Raw genomic sequence first — 16,158 nt, forward strand, 5'->3', positions numbered from 1 at the left:
CGGACGTTCTTTCAATTCAACTCCCGCTCGCTGCCCCGCAGGAACAGCCGAACAGTCTGCTCGACCCGCAGTGCCATTTCGTCGCGCGTAAATTCGCCTTCGAACAAAATGTCCATTTTGAGCCGGTCGAGCATGCCGATAAACGCTTTGGCGTAAAAGTCCGGATCGGGCATGCCCGCTTCTTCCAGCACTTCCTTCACCGCCGCCATGTACCGGGTCAAAAATCCGTGCATCATCCGCATCAGTTCCGAATCGTTGTTGGGCGCATGGAAAAAAATCTTGCCGTGCTCTTTGCGTTCGTAATAATACTCCAGATGATGTTCGGCGACGCGCTGCAGCTTGGACATCAGCCCGTCCGCGTGCTTGATCCGAAAATTCAGGTCGCGCAAAAACTTTTCCCAATCCCGGTTTGTGACCGCGAGAAACAGTTCTTCCTTGCTTTTAAAATACAGGTACATGGTTCCTTTGGCGATTCCGGCGTGTTCGGTAATGTCCGAGATTTTCGTTTCGTAGAAGCCTTTTTTGCCGAAAATCTCGAACGCCGAATCCAGAATCGCTTCATGTTTCTCTCGCTGCGCCTCGCTCATCCGAACCACCTCCCTGCCAGTACCATGACGGCAAGCGCAAGCGCCCCGCCCGCGGCCGAAGACAGCAGATTGACCGCGTCGTTGTTCATAAACGTCCATCCGCGGTAGCGCACGGTGTTCGTGCCGCAGTGGACGCGGCTTTCGACGCTTTTGCCGCAGGACGGACAGCGGTACATGACCTGCACCGTCGCGCCGAGATACGAATCGACGAACGCGCCGAACGTGCCTCCGAGTCCGCCCGCGACCACCCATGCCCACAGCGGCCAGTCCGGCCCGTTATCCATCCACAGCAGCAGCACGGCCGCAGCCGTGCCGATCATGCCCGCGCCGACGACGGCCGCCAGGCTTCCGCGCAGCGACACGCCGCCCGACGTGCCGGCTGCGAGCACTTTGCCGGTCACGATCGAACGCGGCGGCTTCCGGCTAAGGCTGCCCCATTCCGTCGCCCACGTATCGGCCGTTACCGTCGCCATCACGCCGACGAACAGGCCGAACCAGAGAGACGAAGGCCAGAAATAGTTGCCCAGACACAGCAGCATGCCGATCCCGCCGTTCGCGAGCACCTGCACGGCGTCGCGCCGGCCCGTTTTCTCGTACATTTGCTCCGCCTGACGCTTCTCCGCCTGCTTCACTTTGGATAGGACGCTTGACGTAATGAAGAAGAGGAGCAGCAGCCCGAACCAGAACAGGTCTCCGGCTCCGTAATAAATCGTGCCCATCACGACGGCCGCGATCGCTCCGGAAGCCGACAGCGACCTTTTGGCATAAGCGGCACCCGCTACCAGGCAGGCGCCGACCGCTCCGATGATCCAATCCACTTGATGATACGCCTCCCCGACGCAGACGGCATCCGTCTTGTTATCCGACGGTGCAGCCGCCCCATTTCTCTTCGTTCCAGTACAGTTCCAGCACGTCGCCGGCCGTCGTCGGTCCGACGCCTTCCGGCGTGCCGGTATAGATCAGGTCTCCTTCGCCGAGACCGTAATGTTCCCCGATATAATCGACGAGCGTCTGCAGATCGAAGATCATATTGCGAATATTGCCGCTTTGCACCGTCTCGCCGTTCTTGCGCAGCGAGAACGTGGCTGCTTCCAGCGCGTCCAGCCCCGGGAACCGGATCTCGCTGGTCAGCGGCGCGGAATTGCGGAAGCCTTTGGCGGCCGTCCACGGATGGCCTTTGGCTTTGATCTTCGATTGCACGTCGCGCAGCGTGAAGTCGATGCCGAGCGCGACGGAAGCCGCGATCTCTTCGACCTTGATGCCCGGCGCGTACGAACGGCCGATCCGCAGCACAAGCTCCGTCTCGTAATGGATCTCGCCGCGATCCTGCGGCAGCTCGACGAGGCCGTCGTCCAGCGCGCAGACGGCATGGGACGGCTTGAGGAAAATCATCGGCTCCGTCGGAACGTCGTTGCCCAGTTCCTCGGCATGTTTCTTGTAGTTGCGACCTACACAGTATACATTCGTTACGGCTATCATGGAAAATCCCCTCTTTCGTCTAGTGGTGGATGAAGCCGGGGTTTGCGCCCGGCGCAGATTCAAAAGCGCATCCAGCGGCGCCATGCCGATCGTTCGCGCACGGCCGGCAGCCGCTTGGCGAGCATCCAGCGGTCGGGCCGGTTCGTGCACAGCATGAGCTGCGGGTGCATCGAACCAAGCTCGCGCATGCGGCGGATCGGATCGACCGTCCAGACCATGACGTCGACGCCGCGTTCGATCTGCCGGCGGACGAATTCCCGGTCGACTTTGCCGTGAGCGATCGACAGCAGCGTACAGCCGCCGAGTTCCAAGCGGCGCTCCAGATCGGCCGGACGGGAATCGATAATCAGCCCGCGCCGGATGCCCGGCGCGGCATCGCGGGCTTCGAGCAGCGCGGCCGGCTCGAACGACGTGAAGCGGACTTCGTCTTCCATGCCGCGAGCCTGCACGGCTTCCGCCGCGGCTGCCGCAAGTCCGTGATACGTCTGCGCCGTCGTTTTCAACTCGATATTGACCTTCAGGCGGCCGCGCACTTCATCAAGCACTTCGGCAAGCGTCGGAATACGTTCGCCGGCGAAGCGCATCGATTTCCAGCGGCCGGCATCAAGCCGCTTCAGCTCGGCTAGCGTGCGTTCGCGTACCGCGCCGCGGCCGTCGGTCGTGCGCCCGAGCGTAAAATCGTGGATCAGCACCGGCACGCCGTCTCGCGACAGCTGCACGTCGATCTCGATCCAGTCCACGTCGGGCAGATTCATCGCCAGCCGGATCGCGGCCAGCGTATTTTCGGGCGCGACGCCCGAGAAGCCCCGGTGGGCCGCGCAGGGATTGTTCAACATGGGTTCATCTCCCGATGCGGCCCGCTCCGGGCCGCGGATTGGAGTGGGTTCGGTGGGTTCAGGCCGCGAACGCAAAGCCTTTGAAACGGTAAACTCAAGGCCGAAGCCGCAAAGCTAAAGTCTAAGTCGAAAATGAAAGGCCGAAGCCGCAAGCGTAATTTCGTTAAAAACACGGCCTTACGGCTTCGCCTGCACCCGGCCGTTCGCCGAGATTTCGACGCCCGGAGACAGATTTTCGATCCGCCGCAGCAGCTTCTGACCGTCGCTCTTGTTCATCGGCACCGGACGGCCAAGCTCCGCCCAATAAGGGACGAGCGTCAGGTCGCAGTCGCCGTTCTTCGTGCATTCGGCCTGGAAAACGCTGGTCTCCCACGTCTTCGCCGTCGCCGAGCGGGTGAAAATAAAATTGCCGGTGCCATACGCGATCCATTTGCCTTTGTACGATTCGAAGCCCTGCAGCACGTGCGCATGGCCCCCGATGATCAGATCGGCGCCGGCGTCGATCATCCGGTGCGCCAGCACGGTCTGGTTGGCGTCCGGCGTATCGACGCGTTCTTTGCCCCAATGGACGATGACCACGACGACGTCGGCCTGCCGCTTCGCGGCTTGAACGGCGCGCGCGGCCGCTTCGGGGTCGTAGGCGCTGGCCGCGCCGGGATGCTTCTTCCCGGCGGCCCAGTCCGCTTCCGGCAGCACGCGGCTGACGCCGACGATGGCGATCTTGACGCCTTGGCGTTCGACGATCACGGGCGCGTAAGCCGCCGCTTCGTCCGCTCCGGCGCCGACATGCGCGATGTTGGCCTTGTCCAGATGCTTGATCGTGTCGAGCAGGCCCGGTATGCCCTGGTCGAGCGTATGGTTATTCGCCAGATTGACGACGTCGACGCCCGCCTTCCGAAGCGGTCCGAGCGCCTTCGGCGAAGACTTGAATACGTAGGTCTTGTCCGCGCCCGTCGTGCTGCCGGAAGTAACGGGCGTTTCAAGATTAATAACCGTCAAATCGTCGTTCCTAAACCGATTCCGCACGTAAGCGTACGGATAATCGTAGCCTTCCTGCTCCAGCAGCGATTGGACTTTGCCGGAAAAAATAACGTCACCGGCGAACGTCAGGTTGACGGTCTTGCCCTTGGCGGCGGCCGGAAGCGGGTCGGCGGAAGCCGATAAGCCGGTGTCGCCCGGACTGAGGGACTCTTGAGGCGGGGCCTCTTCGGCTTCGGGTTCGGAAGCCGCGCGCGGAGCCGCCAGCAGGCCGGCGGCGGGAGCAGCCGAGCCTACGGCCGACCCGGCGGTCAGCGGCGGACGGACTTCGTCGCTGTCCGCCGCTTCGCGGTCGGCAGGCGCGGCTTCGGCCGGTTCGTCGGCCGAAGATCCCGGTTCCGGCTGCGCTGCCGCGCCGGACAGGTCTTCGCCGGCGGCAGCGAACAGCGCTGCCTCCGCCCGGGCCGCGTCCGCCGCAAGCGCAGCGGCGGTGCGGGCTTCGCTCGCAGCGTGCTCGCGCGCGTAGAGCAGCGCGCCGCCGGACAGGATCAGCAGCAGCAGCGTCAGATTGAGCAGCAGCAGTGCCCGCTGCTTGCGCTTGCGGGCGATTTCGGTTCGAGTGCTTCTCGAACGGGAAGGAATATTCAAGATCGCAAATCTCCTTGCCTGCATTCGGCTCGCCAAAAAAAAGCGTCCGGTCTGGGAAAACTATTTTTCATTATAGCAGGTTATCCGGCATAAATAGAAGGCGCGGCCGCAAAATCGCCGGCGCCTGCCTGTTCGCCGATACGCCCATTGTCTCTACGCAGCGAAGCGGCGTAAAGTTGCGCCGCAGTCAACGACAACGAACGACAACGAACGACAACGAATGACCGCGAACGATAGCGAATGGCCGCGAACGGCAAAAAGCCGCTTCGTCATCTTCCGACTCCGAAAACGGCTGTGCCTTATACGATTTTCGAATCCGATGATCGGGTTCCCGCCTGCGGCTGCCTCTGTCAGACGACGGACAGCGCCGGCACTTTGGCGGACGCAAGTTCCGCGGAGATCGCTTTGGCCTGGCGGATACAGTCGGGCAGGCCTACGCCGTCGTAACCGGCGCCGGCGATATACACGCCCGGCAGCTGCTCCGCCAACTGCCGGCGCAGTTCTTCGATCTGGCGCAGATGGCCGACCGGGTACTGCGGCATCGACTGGTTCAGCCGCGTCACTTCCGTGAACAGCGGCTGGGCGTCGACGCCCATCAGATCGAGGATGTCTTTGCGTACGAGCTCCACGAGTCCGGCGTCGTCTTGCTTGAGCGCTTCCTGCTCGCCGGCGCGGCCGACGTAACAGCGCATAAGCACTTTGTCGTCCGCGCTCGTATGCAGCCATTTGGTCGACGTCCAGGTGCAGGCCGTAATATTGCGTCCTTCTTTGCGCGGCACGAGGAAGCCCGAACCGTCGAACGTCGTTTTGATGTCTTTTTTATCAAAAGCCAAGACGACGTTCGCAACCGATACGTAATGGATCGCGTCGAGAGCGGCCGTATCCACATGCGGCGAGAGCAGCCTGGATGCGGCGAACGTCGGCGTCGTGACGATGATCGAATCGGCCGCGAGCGTGCTGCCGTCTTCGAGCGTCAGCGTATAGCCGCCTTCCGGCAGCTTGGTCATCGACGCCGCGCCCGTGTTGGCGCGCAGGTCGACCGTGCCGGCCAGTTCGTTGACGAGCGCGTGCACGAGACTTTGCAGCCCTTGACGGAACGTCAGGAACATGCTTTTCTTCGTGCCGGTATGCGTCTCGAGCGGCTTGCGTCCGGTCGTCATGCCCCGGATCAGGCTGCCGTGTTCGCGCTCGACCGTACCGAACTGCGGAAACGTCGATTTGAGGCTGAGGTGCCGCGTATCCCCCGCATAGATGCCCGCGAGCAGCGGTTCGGTGACGTTCTCCAGCACTTCGTGCCCGAGCCGGCGTTCGATGAAGTCGCCGAGCGACTCGTCTTCGTCGCTCCGGCGCGGCGGCATGACGTAATCCATCAGGGCGCGCAGCTTACCGGCCGGCGAGACGAGCTTGCTGGCCAGAAAAGGCCTGATCTGGGTCGGGATGCCGAGCACGAGGCCCGGAGGCATCGCGTGCAGCTTGCCTTTGTGAAGCAGATACGTCTTTTTGGCTTCCGGGTTGGTCGTCACCAGATCATGGTCGATCTCGAGTTCTTTGGCCAGGTCGACCATCGCCGTCTTGCGGGCCAGGAAGGAATCCGGGCCTTTTTCGATGACGAAGCCGTCCTTGTGCAGCGTCTCGATCTTGCCGCCCCACGCGTTCCCTTTTTCAAGCACGGTCACGACAGGCTCGAAGCCCGCGTCCCGCAGCAGATTCCGGGTGTAGAAAGCGGCGCTGAGACCGGTCAGGCCTCCGCCGATAATGACGACTTTACGCTGTTCAGCCATGAACCAGCGCCCCTTTGCGGCATTCGGCCAATACGCATTCGGCCAGAGTCTCCATATACAGCGGGTCCGTGTTGAGCGAATCGATCCGCATCACGCGCACGTCCAGTTCTTCGGCAACTTCCTGGGCTTCGATGTCCAGGTCGTACAGCACTTCCAGGTGGTCCGACACGAAGCCGAGCGGCGACACGAGCATATAGCGCACGTCCTGCTCGGACAAGTCTTTCATCGTCTCCAGCACGTCCGGGCCAAGCCACGGCTCCGCCGTCCGTCCGGCGCTCTGCCAGGTGAACTGCCAGTTCTTCACGCCGGCCGCGGCCGCGACCGCTTCCGACGTCTCCAGCAGCTGGTCGCGGTACGGATCGCCCATCGTCAGGATGCGTTCCGGCAGGCTGTGCGCGCTGAACAGCACTTTGACTTCGTCGCGCTTCGCGCCGGTCTCTTCGAACAGGTCAAGCTTCGCGGACACGCGCTGCGAGAACGCTTCGATCAGCTTCGGATGCAGATGGTAGCTTTCGATAAAGCTCATCTGCACGCCGACTTCTTCCGCCGTCGCTTTGGCGCGCTTGATATAGGTACCGACGCTCATGGTCGAATAATGCGGCGCCAACACGATGCCGACCGCTTCCGTGATGCCGTCCGCCGCCATGTTGCGCACGCCGTCTTCGATAAACGGATCGGTATGCTTCAAGCCCTGGTAGCAGACGAATTCCGCGTCCGGGAGATCGAACTTGTTCAATTGTTCCTGCATGCGTTCCACTTGGCGGTCCGTGTTTTCGCGCAGCGGGAATACGCCGCCCACGATCGCCTCATAGCGGTCTTTGAGTTCTTTGAGCTGTTCCGCCCCGGGCGGGTTGCCCCGGCGGATATGCGTATAATAAGCTTCGACGTCGTCCAGACTTTTCGGCGTGCCGTAAGACAGGACGAGTACTCCGATTTTCTTCTTCATGTTGGTGTTTCCCTCCTCGGTCTGAATCTCGCGATGAATTCCGTATCCTTGTGCGTTGTCAACGCGTCAACCAAAAAACGGGCGCGGAGCGGTCAGCTCCGGGCGCCCCGGCCGGCCAAAGCCTGCGCGGAATAGTCATGCACGTAACCGGTCAGCTCGCGCAGCTTGTCGAGCGAAGCTTCCGGGAACAGCCCGTGCCCCAGATTGAAAATAAAGCCGGGCTGCTGAATGCCTTCGTCGATAATCTTCGCTGCCCGGTCGTGGATCAGGTCCTGCGGTCCGGTCAGGATAAACGGATCGAGGTTGCCCTGCACCGCGTAGCCCGCTCCGAGCCGTCTGCGGCCTTCGGCGATCGAGACGCGCCAGTCGAGGCCGATCACGTCCGCCTTGAGCCCGCGCAGCGTCGGCAGCAGTTCGCCGGAGCTGACGCCCGGGAAATAAATCTTCGGCACGTTCGCAAGTTCCGGCATCGCCGACAATTCGTCGAAGATCCGCGTGATCGTCGGCAGCACGTAATGCGAGAAGTCCTGCGGCGATAAAGCGCCGACCCAACTGTCGAACAGCTGGAACGCTTTCCCTCCGTTTAATACGTGTGCGCGCAGATAAGCGATCACCATGTCGCCCAATTTGTCCATCAGCGAGAACCAGATTTGCGGCTCGCTGTACATCATCGTTTTGGTACGGATGTAGTTTTTGGACGGGCGTCCTTCGATCAGGTAGCTGGCGATCGTGAACGGAGCCCCGGCGAACGTAATCAGCGGCACGTCCAGCTCGCGGTCGAGAATACGGATCGTCTCCAGCACGTGGCCGAGATCGCCTTCCACGTCGATCGGGCGCAGACGCTCCACGTCCGCTCCGCTGCGGATCGGATTGTCGATCACCGGCCCGACGTCCTTGACGATATCGAAGTCGATTCCGATCGAAGCGACCGGGTTCATGATGTCCGAATAGAGGATCGCGGCGTCCACGCCGAGCTTGCGTACCGGCATCAGCGTGACTTCGGCCGCAAGCTCCGGCTGCCGGCAAATTTCGAGCAGCGAATAGTTTTCCTTGATCTTGCGATATTCCGGATCGTACCGGCCCGCCTGTCTCATATACCAGGCAGGCAGGCGGTCTACCTCAAGGCCGTAACAGGCCCGGATAAAGCGATCGTTATAAGTCATGTCGATGGGGTCCTCCAATACCGGATAATCGCTCTTGTTAAAACACTCAATTTTAATTATGCGCCTTTAAGACATTTCCCTCAAGCGGCGTTTGCGTCGATTCGATGACGATTCCGGGAACGATTTCCTTACCTATTAATTATCCACCCATAACGGCCGTTTGAAAACCGCCCGCGGCGTTTTATCATGCAACGTTCACGCTTTCTTCACCATGGCGACGGAGAAGCCGTCGTAGGCGGGCAGCAGCGTGCCGATCAACCGCGGATCTTCCGCCATGCGGCGGTTGAATTCGCGCACGGTCAAAATAGCCGGGCCGTTGCGCTCCAGATTGAGCGTGCGTCCGCGCAGCAGCAAATTGTCCGCCACGATGACCGCGCCCGGCTCCGCCATTTTGAGCGCCATATCGAGGTAGTTGACGTAGTTGAGCTTGTCCGCGTCGATGAAAAAGAAATCGAATCGCTCGCCGTCGGCATGCAATTGCTCCAGGCTGTCGAGCGCCGGGCCGACCAAATAGCGCGTACGCTCGCCGAAACCGGCTTCGGCCAGATGGCCGGCGGCCATCTCGGCGTATTCCGGCTTCAGTTCGAGCGAGGTGAGCGTACCGTCTTCGGCCATGCCGCGCGCCATGCAGATCCCGCTGTAGCCGCCGAGCGCCCCGATCTCCAAAATGCGCCTTGCGCCGGACAGCGTCGCGAGCAGCGTCAGCATTTTGCCGTAACCGGCCGCGACCGATACGTCGGGCATGCGCGCCTCGTGAATCACGCGTTTGATTTTGAGCAGCAGTTCGTCTTCGTTGGCCAGACTTTCCATGTAAGCTTCGGCCGCCGCGGCGTTCATGTGCGGGTCGTTCATTTTTTCCACTCTCCATTTTCCATTAAGCTTTGTGCTTATCCGTTATTGTAACGGGAACCTTGTTCCCCTATACTAGATTGAGCATTGGGCGCGCGAATGCCCCGGATGCGCGTGTCCGCGTCCGGCCGCATGCTTGCGTCCTCCGACTTCCCATCTAACGATTGTACGATTTTCCAGCAGGCTTCACAAGCGGCCCGGCCAATGATTTTCGCCGGCCGCCGACTTCGGAAGACCTCTCATTTTTCTTATCAAACGGAGCTGAACTCATGAAAATTCCAGAAACCCTAACTTTGATCGCGACCTGCCCGATGGGCATCGAAGCGGTCGTCGCACGCGAACTGAAAGATCTCGGTTACGCCGACGCCCGCACGGAGAACGGCCGCGTCACCTTTACCGGCACGCCTGCCGACATCTGCCGCACCAACTTGTGGCTGCGCACGGCGGACCGGGTCCTGATCAAAATGGCCGAATTCCCGGCCCTCACGTTCGAAGACCTGTTCCAGGGCGTCAAAGCGGTCGATTGGGCCGGCTTCATCCCGGAGTACGGCGAATTCCCGGTCAACGGACGTTCGTACAAGTCGCAGCTGTCCAGCGTACCGGCCTGCCAATCGGTCACCAAAAAAGCCGTCGTCGAAAAAATGAAAGAATCGTACGGCACCGAATGGTTCGACGAAGACGGCCCGCTGTACACGCTCGAAGTGTCGCTGCTGAGCGACGTGGCGACGATCACGCTCGATACGACCGGCCCTTCGCTGCACAAGCGGGGCTACCGCAAAACGACCGTCGAAGCGCCGCTGAAAGAGACGATGGCCGCCGCGCTGATCCTGCTCAGCCGCTGGGGCCCGCACCGTCCGTTCTACGATCCGTTCTGCGGTTCCGGCACGCTGCCGATCGAAGCCGCGCTGATCGGCTGGAATATCGCGCCGGGGCTGCGCCGCAGCTTCCCGTCCGAACGCTGGGATTTCGTGCCCGAAGAGATGTGGGCGCAGGCGCGCGAAGAAGCGTTCGACGCCGTACGCGACGACATTCCGCTGAACATCGGCGGCAGCGATATCGACCCGGAAGCGATCGAGATCGCCCGCGCTTCCGCCAAGCGCGCCGGACTCGGCAGCGAGATCACGTTCACCGCGCAGCCGGTCGCCCGCTTCAAGGCCGAAGGCAAATACGGCTGCGTCATCACGAACCCGCCTTACGGCGAACGACTGAGCGAGGAAGAAGAAGTCGTCAAGATGATTCGCCAGCTTGGACGCGCCGCGCTCGACCTGCCGGACTGGTCGTTCTTCGCGATCACGCCGACGACGGACTTCGAGCAGAACTTCGGCAAGCGCGCCGACAAGCGCCGCAAATTGTTCAACGGCCGGATCGAGTGCCAGTTCCTGCAGTTCCTGGGACCGCTGCCGCCGCGCCGCTAAGGTCAAGGAGGAGTTTCATTGCGCCTGTTCCCGATCCGAGATATTCGGAACCAGCCCGGCTTTAAGCCGGGCTTTCTCTATATATTCGCCTATCTGCTGTTCACCTTGCTCATGCTGCTCAAGCTTAGACTGCTGCACGACAATCTGCGCCTGCCCTATATCGACATGAACCGGACAGACACGCTGATCGCGGCCGGCAGCCTGCTCGCGCTGTCGTTCTGGGTGTTCTGGCTGCCTCCGCGCGGCCGATTGTTCGCGCTCGCCGCGCTCGACCTGCTGCTGACGGCGCTGATCTTCTCCGACCTCGTCTACTTCCGCTATTTCGGCGATTTCCTGACCGTCCCGGTGCTGCTGCAGGCCGGGCAGGTCGAATCGCTGGGCGGCAGCATCGCCGAGCTGCTGCGGTGGAACGACCTGTGGCTGTTCGCCGATTGGCCGCTGCTGATTGGCGCTGCGCTGTGGGCGTGGTCGAGGCGGCGCCGCAGCCGGCAGGGCGTCTGCCTCTCTTCCGCTTTATCGGAAACGGGAAGCGCCGGCACGCCGAACCGTTCGCGCCGAAGTGTCCGCCTGCTGCGGCGGTTCGCCGCCGGCCTGCTCGTGCTGGTCGTCGGTTTTTCCGCCGCGTTTTTCCCGATCCGCCACGCTTCCCAGACCTGGGCCAAAAACCTGCTGGAAAACAACTGGTGGAATATGTCGCTGTACAACGTGACGGGCCTGCTCGCTTTTCACACGCTGGACGCTTATCGGTACGCGCAGACGGCGATCGGCCGGGGGCTCGAACTGCCGCAGCCGCGCATGGACGAGATCCGCGACTGGTTCGCCGCCAGTCAGCATGAACGTTCGGACTCCGGCGAATTATTCGGCCGCTACGCGGGCAGCAACGTCGTCACCGTGCAGGGCGAAGCGTTCATGAACTTTTTCGTCGGCAAACAAATAAACGGGCAGCCGATCACCCCGAACCTCGACGCTCTTCGCGGCGACAGTCTGTATTTCGACAACTTCTACCATCAGACAGGGCAGGGACGCACGTCGGACGCCGATCTGGCCGCCAACTTCTCGCTGCATCCGCTGCCTTCGGGTTCCGTCTTTATCCGCTACGCGGACAACGCGTTCGACACGATGCCGTCCGTGCTCAAAGAGCACGGGTACGCGGCCAACGTCTACCACGCCTACGACGGCAGTTTCTGGAACCGCAGCCGCATGTACCGGGAGATGGGCTACGACCGCTTTTATACGGAAAAAGATTACGAGATCGACGAACCGCTCGGCTGGTCGCTCGGCGATCGTTCGTTCTTCGACCAGTCGGTGGGATTCATGGCGGACACGCCGCAGCCGTTCTATTCGTTCCTGATCGGCTTGTCGAGCCATCATCCGTACAATCTGGCGCTTCAGGATACAGACAAGCTTGACGTAGGCGACTACGCGGGCACGACGTTCGGCGATTATCTCCAGTCGGTCCATTACGTCGATTCGGCGCTTGGCGGCATGGTCGAACGGCTGAAACGGGAAGGGCTGTGGGACAATACGGTCTTCGTCTTCTACGGCGACCACGATTATTCGCTGGACGAACGCGAAGCGGCGGGCAAGCTGATGGGGCGGGAGTTGTCGGAGTTCGACTACGAACAGCTCATGGGCCAGGTGCCGCTGCTGATCCATCTGCCGGATGGCGGCCTTGCGGGCACGTCCGACCAGCCGGGCGGACAGCTCGATCTGATGCCGACGCTGCTGCCGCTGCTCGGTATCGACGCCGGCGACTATGCGCTGATGGGCAACGACCTGCTCGATCGCAGCACCGACGACCATCGCCTCGTCGTGCTGCGCAGCGGCGCTTTTACCGACGGACATGTCTACTACTCGCCTTCCGCGGACGGTACGTTCGAGAACGGCACCGCCTACGACCTGAAGACCGGGCAGCCGACAGACGTCGAACAGGCGCGGGCCGGCTACGAAGAAGCGTCGAAGCGGCTCGGCATCTCGGACGACGTGATCGCGCACGATCTGATTCCGGCGTTGAAGACGTCTCCGTGAGCCTCTGCCTGATCCGTTACGAGACGAAAAACCCCGAAATCCGGCTATCCGGACTTCGGGGTTTTTGCGGTTAAAAGCTGTTGGCTTGGGCGGAACCGGACGCGGACGGACTTGAAGATCTCCGCCGCGCTCCGTTAGAGCCGTTAGCCGATCACGCCTTCTTGATGAACGGCGCGATCTTCTCCAGCACTTCGGCTTCCGTCGGAGCGCTGACGTAACGTCCGTTGATGAACACGAACGCCCGCTTGCCGCACGGACCGCAGTACGACTTGCAGCCGACTTTGATCTCGGCGTCGGGCGCCATTTTTTGCAGCTTGGGCACGAGGGTCTTCATGCGCACATGCTGGCACTTATCGCAAACGCGAATATCGTTAGCCATGATCGTTCCCTTCTTCTATGGCGGAGCCTAGTGGTCGCCGTGGTTGCCCATGGCCGGGTTCGTGATAACGAATCCTTCTTCCTGGGCGCTGTACAGATAGTCGATCTTGATGCCGTCGAGCATCGGTTCGCTCGCGTCCACCAGCACGGAGATGTCTTTGTCCGTCGAGACGAGTTCGTCACCGTCTTTTTGCTTGTCGAGGTCCATGCCGTAGTGGGCGTGGTCGCCGTGCGAATGCGTGACGAAGACGCGGATGTTCATGTCCTTGTTCTCTTCCTTGTTCAGTTCTTCCAGCAGTTTCTTGGCGGCGTTGCGCGTAATTTTGACTTTCATGACAGGCTCCTTCCGCCGTCGGCCTAAGCCGCGGCTCGCATTGGATTGGATGACAAGGTAAATAGAGGCGGCAAAACGCGAATCGGCAGCGCCGCGCTCAGAACGAGGCGACCTGCCAGACCGCTTTGGTTCGTGCGATGTACTCGGCCAGCCACTTCTGCGCGATTTTCTCGAACATGTCCGATTGCCCGCTGTGCAGGAACCGGTGCTCGGGCACGGCGTCGCCGGTCTCCAGCTGTCCTTTTTCGTATAAAAGGGTACTGACTTCCCGCGCCGTCTCTTCCGCCGAACTGATCAGCGTCACCGACGGTCCCATGACCCGCTGGATCGTGTCCGCGAGAAACGGATAATGCGTACAGCCCAGAATGAGGCTGTCGAGCGGCATCGACCGAAGAGGCAGCAGCTCGTTCTTGACGATCTCGTACGTTGCCCGGCCGCTGAAATGTCCCTGCTCGACGAGCGGCACGAACGGCGGGCAGGCCCGGCTCACGACGTTCACGAACGGGGAAATCTGCTTCAGCGCGTGGGCGTACGCCCCGCTGTCTATCGTGCCCTTCGTGCCGATCACGCCGATGATGCCGCTGCTGCTCGCTTTGCTGATGGCTGCGCGGGCGCCCGGATGAATAACGCCCACGACCGGCACGTCCACCTTCGCGGCGATCGTGTCGAGCGCCGCCGCGGTCGCCGTGTTGCAGGCCAGCACGATCATCTTCGGATTGAACGTCATCAAATAATCGACGATCTGCTCCGTGAACGCGCGGACTTCCTGGAGATCGCGCGGCCCGTAAGGCGTACGCGCCGTATCCCCGAAATAGACGATCTGCTCTCTCGGCAGTTGGCGCATGACCTCTCTGGCCACGGTCAGACCGCCGACTCCCGAATCCATTATCGCAATAGCTTGCTGCACGGGTACACGCTTCCTTCATATCGTTTTCCCGGATATCCGCGCCCTGCGGACTTTGCGCCGCCCGGCGCGGACCGGGGTTAAAATCAAACCTAACGTCTATCATAACGAAGCGGCATCGCGGCCGCAAGCCGATTTTGCGGGAAATCCGCCGCGGCCGTTTCCCGCCACAAAACGACGGAAGCTAGGCCGTGGCTTCAAACCTTTACGGCGTCTACTGCCCCGGTTCCCGATCTTCGGAAGCCCGCTGGCTTTCGCGCAGCCGGTATTCGCGCTCGGAGCGGAATTCCGTGCCGTCTTCGTCGCGCAGCCGGTAACCGGACGCGGACTCATCCTGCTCTTCTTCCCAATCGTCGGCCGACTCGACTTCCGCGTTGAGATCGTAGCCGACCGGATCGGTCGTCTGCGTGCCCGCATAATATGGATGGCCCGGGTTCAGGTCGACGACGACCCGCGCCGGCGCGAGCACGGAAGGCTGCTGCTGACACAGCCAGCGCAGTCCCGCTCCTCCGAGCAGCTGCCCGTCCGTCACTTCGCCGCCGCTGCCATACAGATAATACGCCGCGCCGTAGATCATCGGAATGACGCGGTCCGGCGTCATGTCGACGACCCGGCACTGGATATCAGGAATGCCGAGCGACGTCAAGCCAAGCGTATCGACCAGCACTTCGTCCTTCCGCTGCATCTGGTAGACGCGCACGTTAAGCGCCCCGTACAGCGGTTCGTTCGGATAGGCGTGCAAAAAAGCGCCGGCATCAAGCAGCTGGCCGCTCGGCTGCCAATAGACGGCATCGCAGCCGGTCGTCTCGATGATGCTGGCCAGCACCGCATGGAACATCTCCATGCGCCGCACAAACGGCAGCATCGCCGCATACCAGTCGCACAGCGTCACGGCATAGCCGTATTGTTCCAGCCGCTCCGTGCCGCCCTGCCATTTCCAGCTCTGCTGAAGCACGCCGTCCCAATCCAGATCTTCGCGAATCGGGCGGGGCTGGAATAACCGGGTCTGCGCCGGCACTTCCGAATCGGTAAAAGCGACCGAGTAATCGCCATGGTAAAACACCGCCGCCAGTTCGAATCCGTCGCCGCCCGTCGTCTCTTTGCGCCGCAGCGCGTCGTTCTCCACCTTTTCCGTCTCGCGGAAAGGCCCGGTATTGATCGCCGTTTTCGGGATGCGTTTGTGAATGCTGTGCAGGATGGCCGAAGCGTCAAGCTTCGGCTCGTCCCGGAACAGCAGTTCAACCGCATAGACGGGAAGAAATCCCGGCTTCATTCTCTTGCCTTCCTGGGGCTGCTGCCCTGCAGAATCGACCATATGTCCGCTTCCTCCTCCGTGTCCTGTCGAGCCTGCGCTCAATGCGGCCGGCTCTCCTCGCCAAGCTCGCTGAGCAAATACCGGTTCACCCGGTCGGCGAACCGTTCGAGCGCGGCGGGCAGCTCCATCGTCAACGGATGCAGCGCCGTCCGGTCCCACTCGTAATAATCCTGTACCAACGGACGTCTCAGCCGGACGAGCCGCAGCATGAGCATGCGCAGCTCGTCGTCGATAACCTTCTCGCCGTGGATAATCTCGATAATGTCTTCATAACTGCCCGCATCGCGCATAATAAAGCCGTCGATCAGGTAGCTGCCGATATCCGTCACCGCTTCAAGCGCCAGATGCAGCGCGCGTTCCTGCGCCAACCCTTGCAGCAGCGTGCCTTCCCACTGCGCCGCGACCAGACGCATCGCTTCGATCGTCTGCGGCAGCGACAGCAGGCGTTTCTCGATCTGTTCCCGATTTACGTAATACAATGTCGGTTCCCCCCGTGTCCTTCGGACTGGGCCGGCGA

General features: G+C 61.5%; 16 protein-coding genes. 2 read left to right on the forward strand and 14 right to left on the reverse strand.

Annotated features, from left to right (window positions below):
• Window positions 1–11: 11 nt before the first annotated feature.
• The 9 genes from FTE24_RS20655 to FTE24_RS20695 all read right to left on the reverse strand — a co-directional run bounded on the left by FTE24_RS20655 (window position 12) and on the right by FTE24_RS20695 (window position 9,270).
• Window positions 12–587: a TetR/AcrR family transcriptional regulator gene (locus FTE24_RS20655; RefSeq protein ID WP_150231219.1), complete on the reverse strand. Its 576-nt coding sequence runs from the start codon at window positions 585–587 to the stop codon at window positions 12–14.
• Window positions 584–1,405, reverse strand: a complete 822-nt coding sequence (locus FTE24_RS20660; RefSeq protein ID WP_150231221.1) for a DUF92 domain-containing protein — start codon at window positions 1,403–1,405, stop codon at window positions 584–586. Before FTE24_RS20660 ends, FTE24_RS20655 begins: the two co-directional genes overlap by 4 nt.
• 40 nt (window positions 1,406–1,445) lie before the next feature.
• Window positions 1,446–2,066: a fumarylacetoacetate hydrolase family protein gene (locus FTE24_RS20665; RefSeq protein ID WP_150231223.1), complete on the reverse strand. Its 621-nt coding sequence runs from the start codon at window positions 2,064–2,066 to the stop codon at window positions 1,446–1,448.
• Between the two features lie 59 nt (window positions 2,067–2,125).
• Complete coding sequence (locus FTE24_RS20670; RefSeq protein WP_150231225.1) at window positions 2,126–2,902, reverse strand: glycerophosphodiester phosphodiesterase; 777 nt, start codon at window positions 2,900–2,902, stop codon at window positions 2,126–2,128.
• A 177-nt stretch (window positions 2,903–3,079) separates the two neighbouring features.
• Window positions 3,080–4,528: a CapA family protein gene (locus FTE24_RS20675; protein WP_237401872.1), complete on the reverse strand. Its 1,449-nt coding sequence runs from the start codon at window positions 4,526–4,528 to the stop codon at window positions 3,080–3,082.
• A 350-nt stretch (window positions 4,529–4,878) separates the two neighbouring features.
• Window positions 4,879–6,309 carry a protoporphyrinogen oxidase gene (hemG, locus tag FTE24_RS20680; protein ID WP_150231229.1) on the reverse strand — a complete coding sequence of 477 codons (1,431 nt, stop codon included), beginning with the start codon at window positions 6,307–6,309 and terminating at the stop codon, window positions 4,879–4,881.
• On the reverse strand, window positions 6,302–7,255 hold the full coding sequence (hemH, locus tag FTE24_RS20685) for a ferrochelatase (protein WP_150231231.1): 954 nt from the start codon (window positions 7,253–7,255) through the stop codon (window positions 6,302–6,304). The genes hemG and hemH overlap by 8 nt, the downstream gene beginning before the upstream one ends.
• Window positions 7,256–7,347: 92 nt before the next feature.
• Complete coding sequence (gene hemE / locus FTE24_RS20690) at window positions 7,348–8,418, reverse strand: uroporphyrinogen decarboxylase (RefSeq protein ID WP_141449168.1); 1,071 nt, start codon at window positions 8,416–8,418, stop codon at window positions 7,348–7,350.
• Window positions 8,419–8,613: 195 nt separating this feature from the next.
• Entirely contained in the window at window positions 8,614–9,270 is a 657-nt protein-coding gene (locus FTE24_RS20695) for an O-methyltransferase (protein WP_237401873.1), read from the reverse strand.
• Between the two features lie 266 nt (window positions 9,271–9,536).
• On the opposite strand from FTE24_RS20695, the gene FTE24_RS20700 reads away from it, so the two are divergent.
• Both FTE24_RS20700 and FTE24_RS20705 read left to right on the forward strand, forming a co-directional pair.
• Window positions 9,537–10,682, forward strand: a complete 1,146-nt coding sequence (locus FTE24_RS20700) for a THUMP domain-containing class I SAM-dependent RNA methyltransferase (protein ID WP_141449167.1) — start codon at window positions 9,537–9,539, stop codon at window positions 10,680–10,682.
• Between the two features lie 18 nt (window positions 10,683–10,700).
• Window positions 10,701–12,710, forward strand: a complete 2,010-nt coding sequence (locus tag FTE24_RS20705; protein ID WP_150231233.1) for an LTA synthase family protein — start codon at window positions 10,701–10,703, stop codon at window positions 12,708–12,710.
• Between the two features lie 151 nt (window positions 12,711–12,861).
• Here the strand turns inward: FTE24_RS20705 and FTE24_RS20710 are convergent, their stop codons facing one another.
• The 5 genes from FTE24_RS20710 to FTE24_RS20730 form a co-directional block, all read right to left on the reverse strand.
• On the reverse strand, window positions 12,862–13,089 hold the full coding sequence (locus FTE24_RS20710) for a DUF1450 domain-containing protein (RefSeq protein ID WP_141449165.1): 228 nt from the start codon (window positions 13,087–13,089) through the stop codon (window positions 12,862–12,864).
• A gap of 27 nt (window positions 13,090–13,116) precedes the next feature.
• Window positions 13,117–13,422 carry a HesB/IscA family protein gene (locus FTE24_RS20715; protein ID WP_150231235.1) on the reverse strand — a complete coding sequence of 102 codons (306 nt, stop codon included), beginning with the start codon at window positions 13,420–13,422 and terminating at the stop codon, window positions 13,117–13,119.
• 97 nt (window positions 13,423–13,519) lie between these two features.
• Window positions 13,520–14,329: a glutamate racemase gene (gene racE / locus FTE24_RS20720; RefSeq protein WP_141449163.1), complete on the reverse strand. Its 810-nt coding sequence runs from the start codon at window positions 14,327–14,329 to the stop codon at window positions 13,520–13,522.
• A gap of 211 nt (window positions 14,330–14,540) precedes the next feature.
• Window positions 14,541–15,641 (reverse strand): DUF4261 domain-containing protein, encoded by a 1,101-nt coding sequence (locus FTE24_RS20725; protein ID WP_150231237.1) that lies wholly within the window; start codon window positions 15,639–15,641, stop codon window positions 14,541–14,543.
• A gap of 38 nt (window positions 15,642–15,679) precedes the next feature.
• Window positions 15,680–16,120 carry a DUF86 domain-containing protein gene (locus FTE24_RS20730; protein ID WP_150231239.1) on the reverse strand — a complete coding sequence of 147 codons (441 nt, stop codon included), beginning with the start codon at window positions 16,118–16,120 and terminating at the stop codon, window positions 15,680–15,682.
• Window positions 16,121–16,158 lie beyond the last annotated feature (38 nt).

It is taken from the genome of Saccharibacillus sp. WB 17, assembly GCF_008634075.2.
Classification (GTDB): Bacteria; Bacillota; Bacilli; order Paenibacillales; family Paenibacillaceae; genus Saccharibacillus; species Saccharibacillus brassicae.

Bases quoted from the DNA above. Each gene is read 5' to 3' on its own strand.
- FTE24_RS20655 (WP_150231219.1), bottom strand. From the start codon at position 587: ATGAGCGAGGCGCAGCGAGAGAAACATGAAGCGATTCTGGATTCGGCG.
- FTE24_RS20665 (WP_150231223.1), bottom strand. From the start codon at position 2,066: ATGATAGCCGTAACGAATGTATACTGTGTAGGTCGCAACTACAAGAAA.
- FTE24_RS20670 (WP_150231225.1), bottom strand. From the start codon at position 2,902: ATGTTGAACAATCCCTGCGCGGCCCACCGGGGCTTCTCGGGCGTCGCG.
- hemG (WP_150231229.1), bottom strand. From the start codon at position 6,309: ATGGCTGAACAGCGTAAAGTCGTCATTATCGGCGGAGGCCTGACCGGT.
- hemH (WP_150231231.1), bottom strand. From the start codon at position 7,255: ATGAAGAAGAAAATCGGAGTACTCGTCCTGTCTTACGGCACGCCGAAA.
- hemE (WP_141449168.1), bottom strand. From the start codon at position 8,418: ATGACTTATAACGATCGCTTTATCCGGGCCTGTTACGGCCTTGAGGTA.
- FTE24_RS20695 (WP_237401873.1), bottom strand. From the start codon at position 9,270: ATGAACGACCCGCACATGAACGCCGCGGCGGCCGAAGCTTACATGGAA.
- FTE24_RS20700 (WP_141449167.1), top strand. From the start codon at position 9,537: ATGAAAATTCCAGAAACCCTAACTTTGATCGCGACCTGCCCGATGGGC.
- FTE24_RS20710 (WP_141449165.1), bottom strand. From the start codon at position 13,089: ATGGCTAACGATATTCGCGTTTGCGATAAGTGCCAGCATGTGCGCATG.
- FTE24_RS20715 (WP_150231235.1), bottom strand. From the start codon at position 13,422: ATGAAAGTCAAAATTACGCGCAACGCCGCCAAGAAACTGCTGGAAGAA.
- FTE24_RS20725 (WP_150231237.1), bottom strand. From the start codon at position 15,641: ATGGTCGATTCTGCAGGGCAGCAGCCCCAGGAAGGCAAGAGAATGAAG.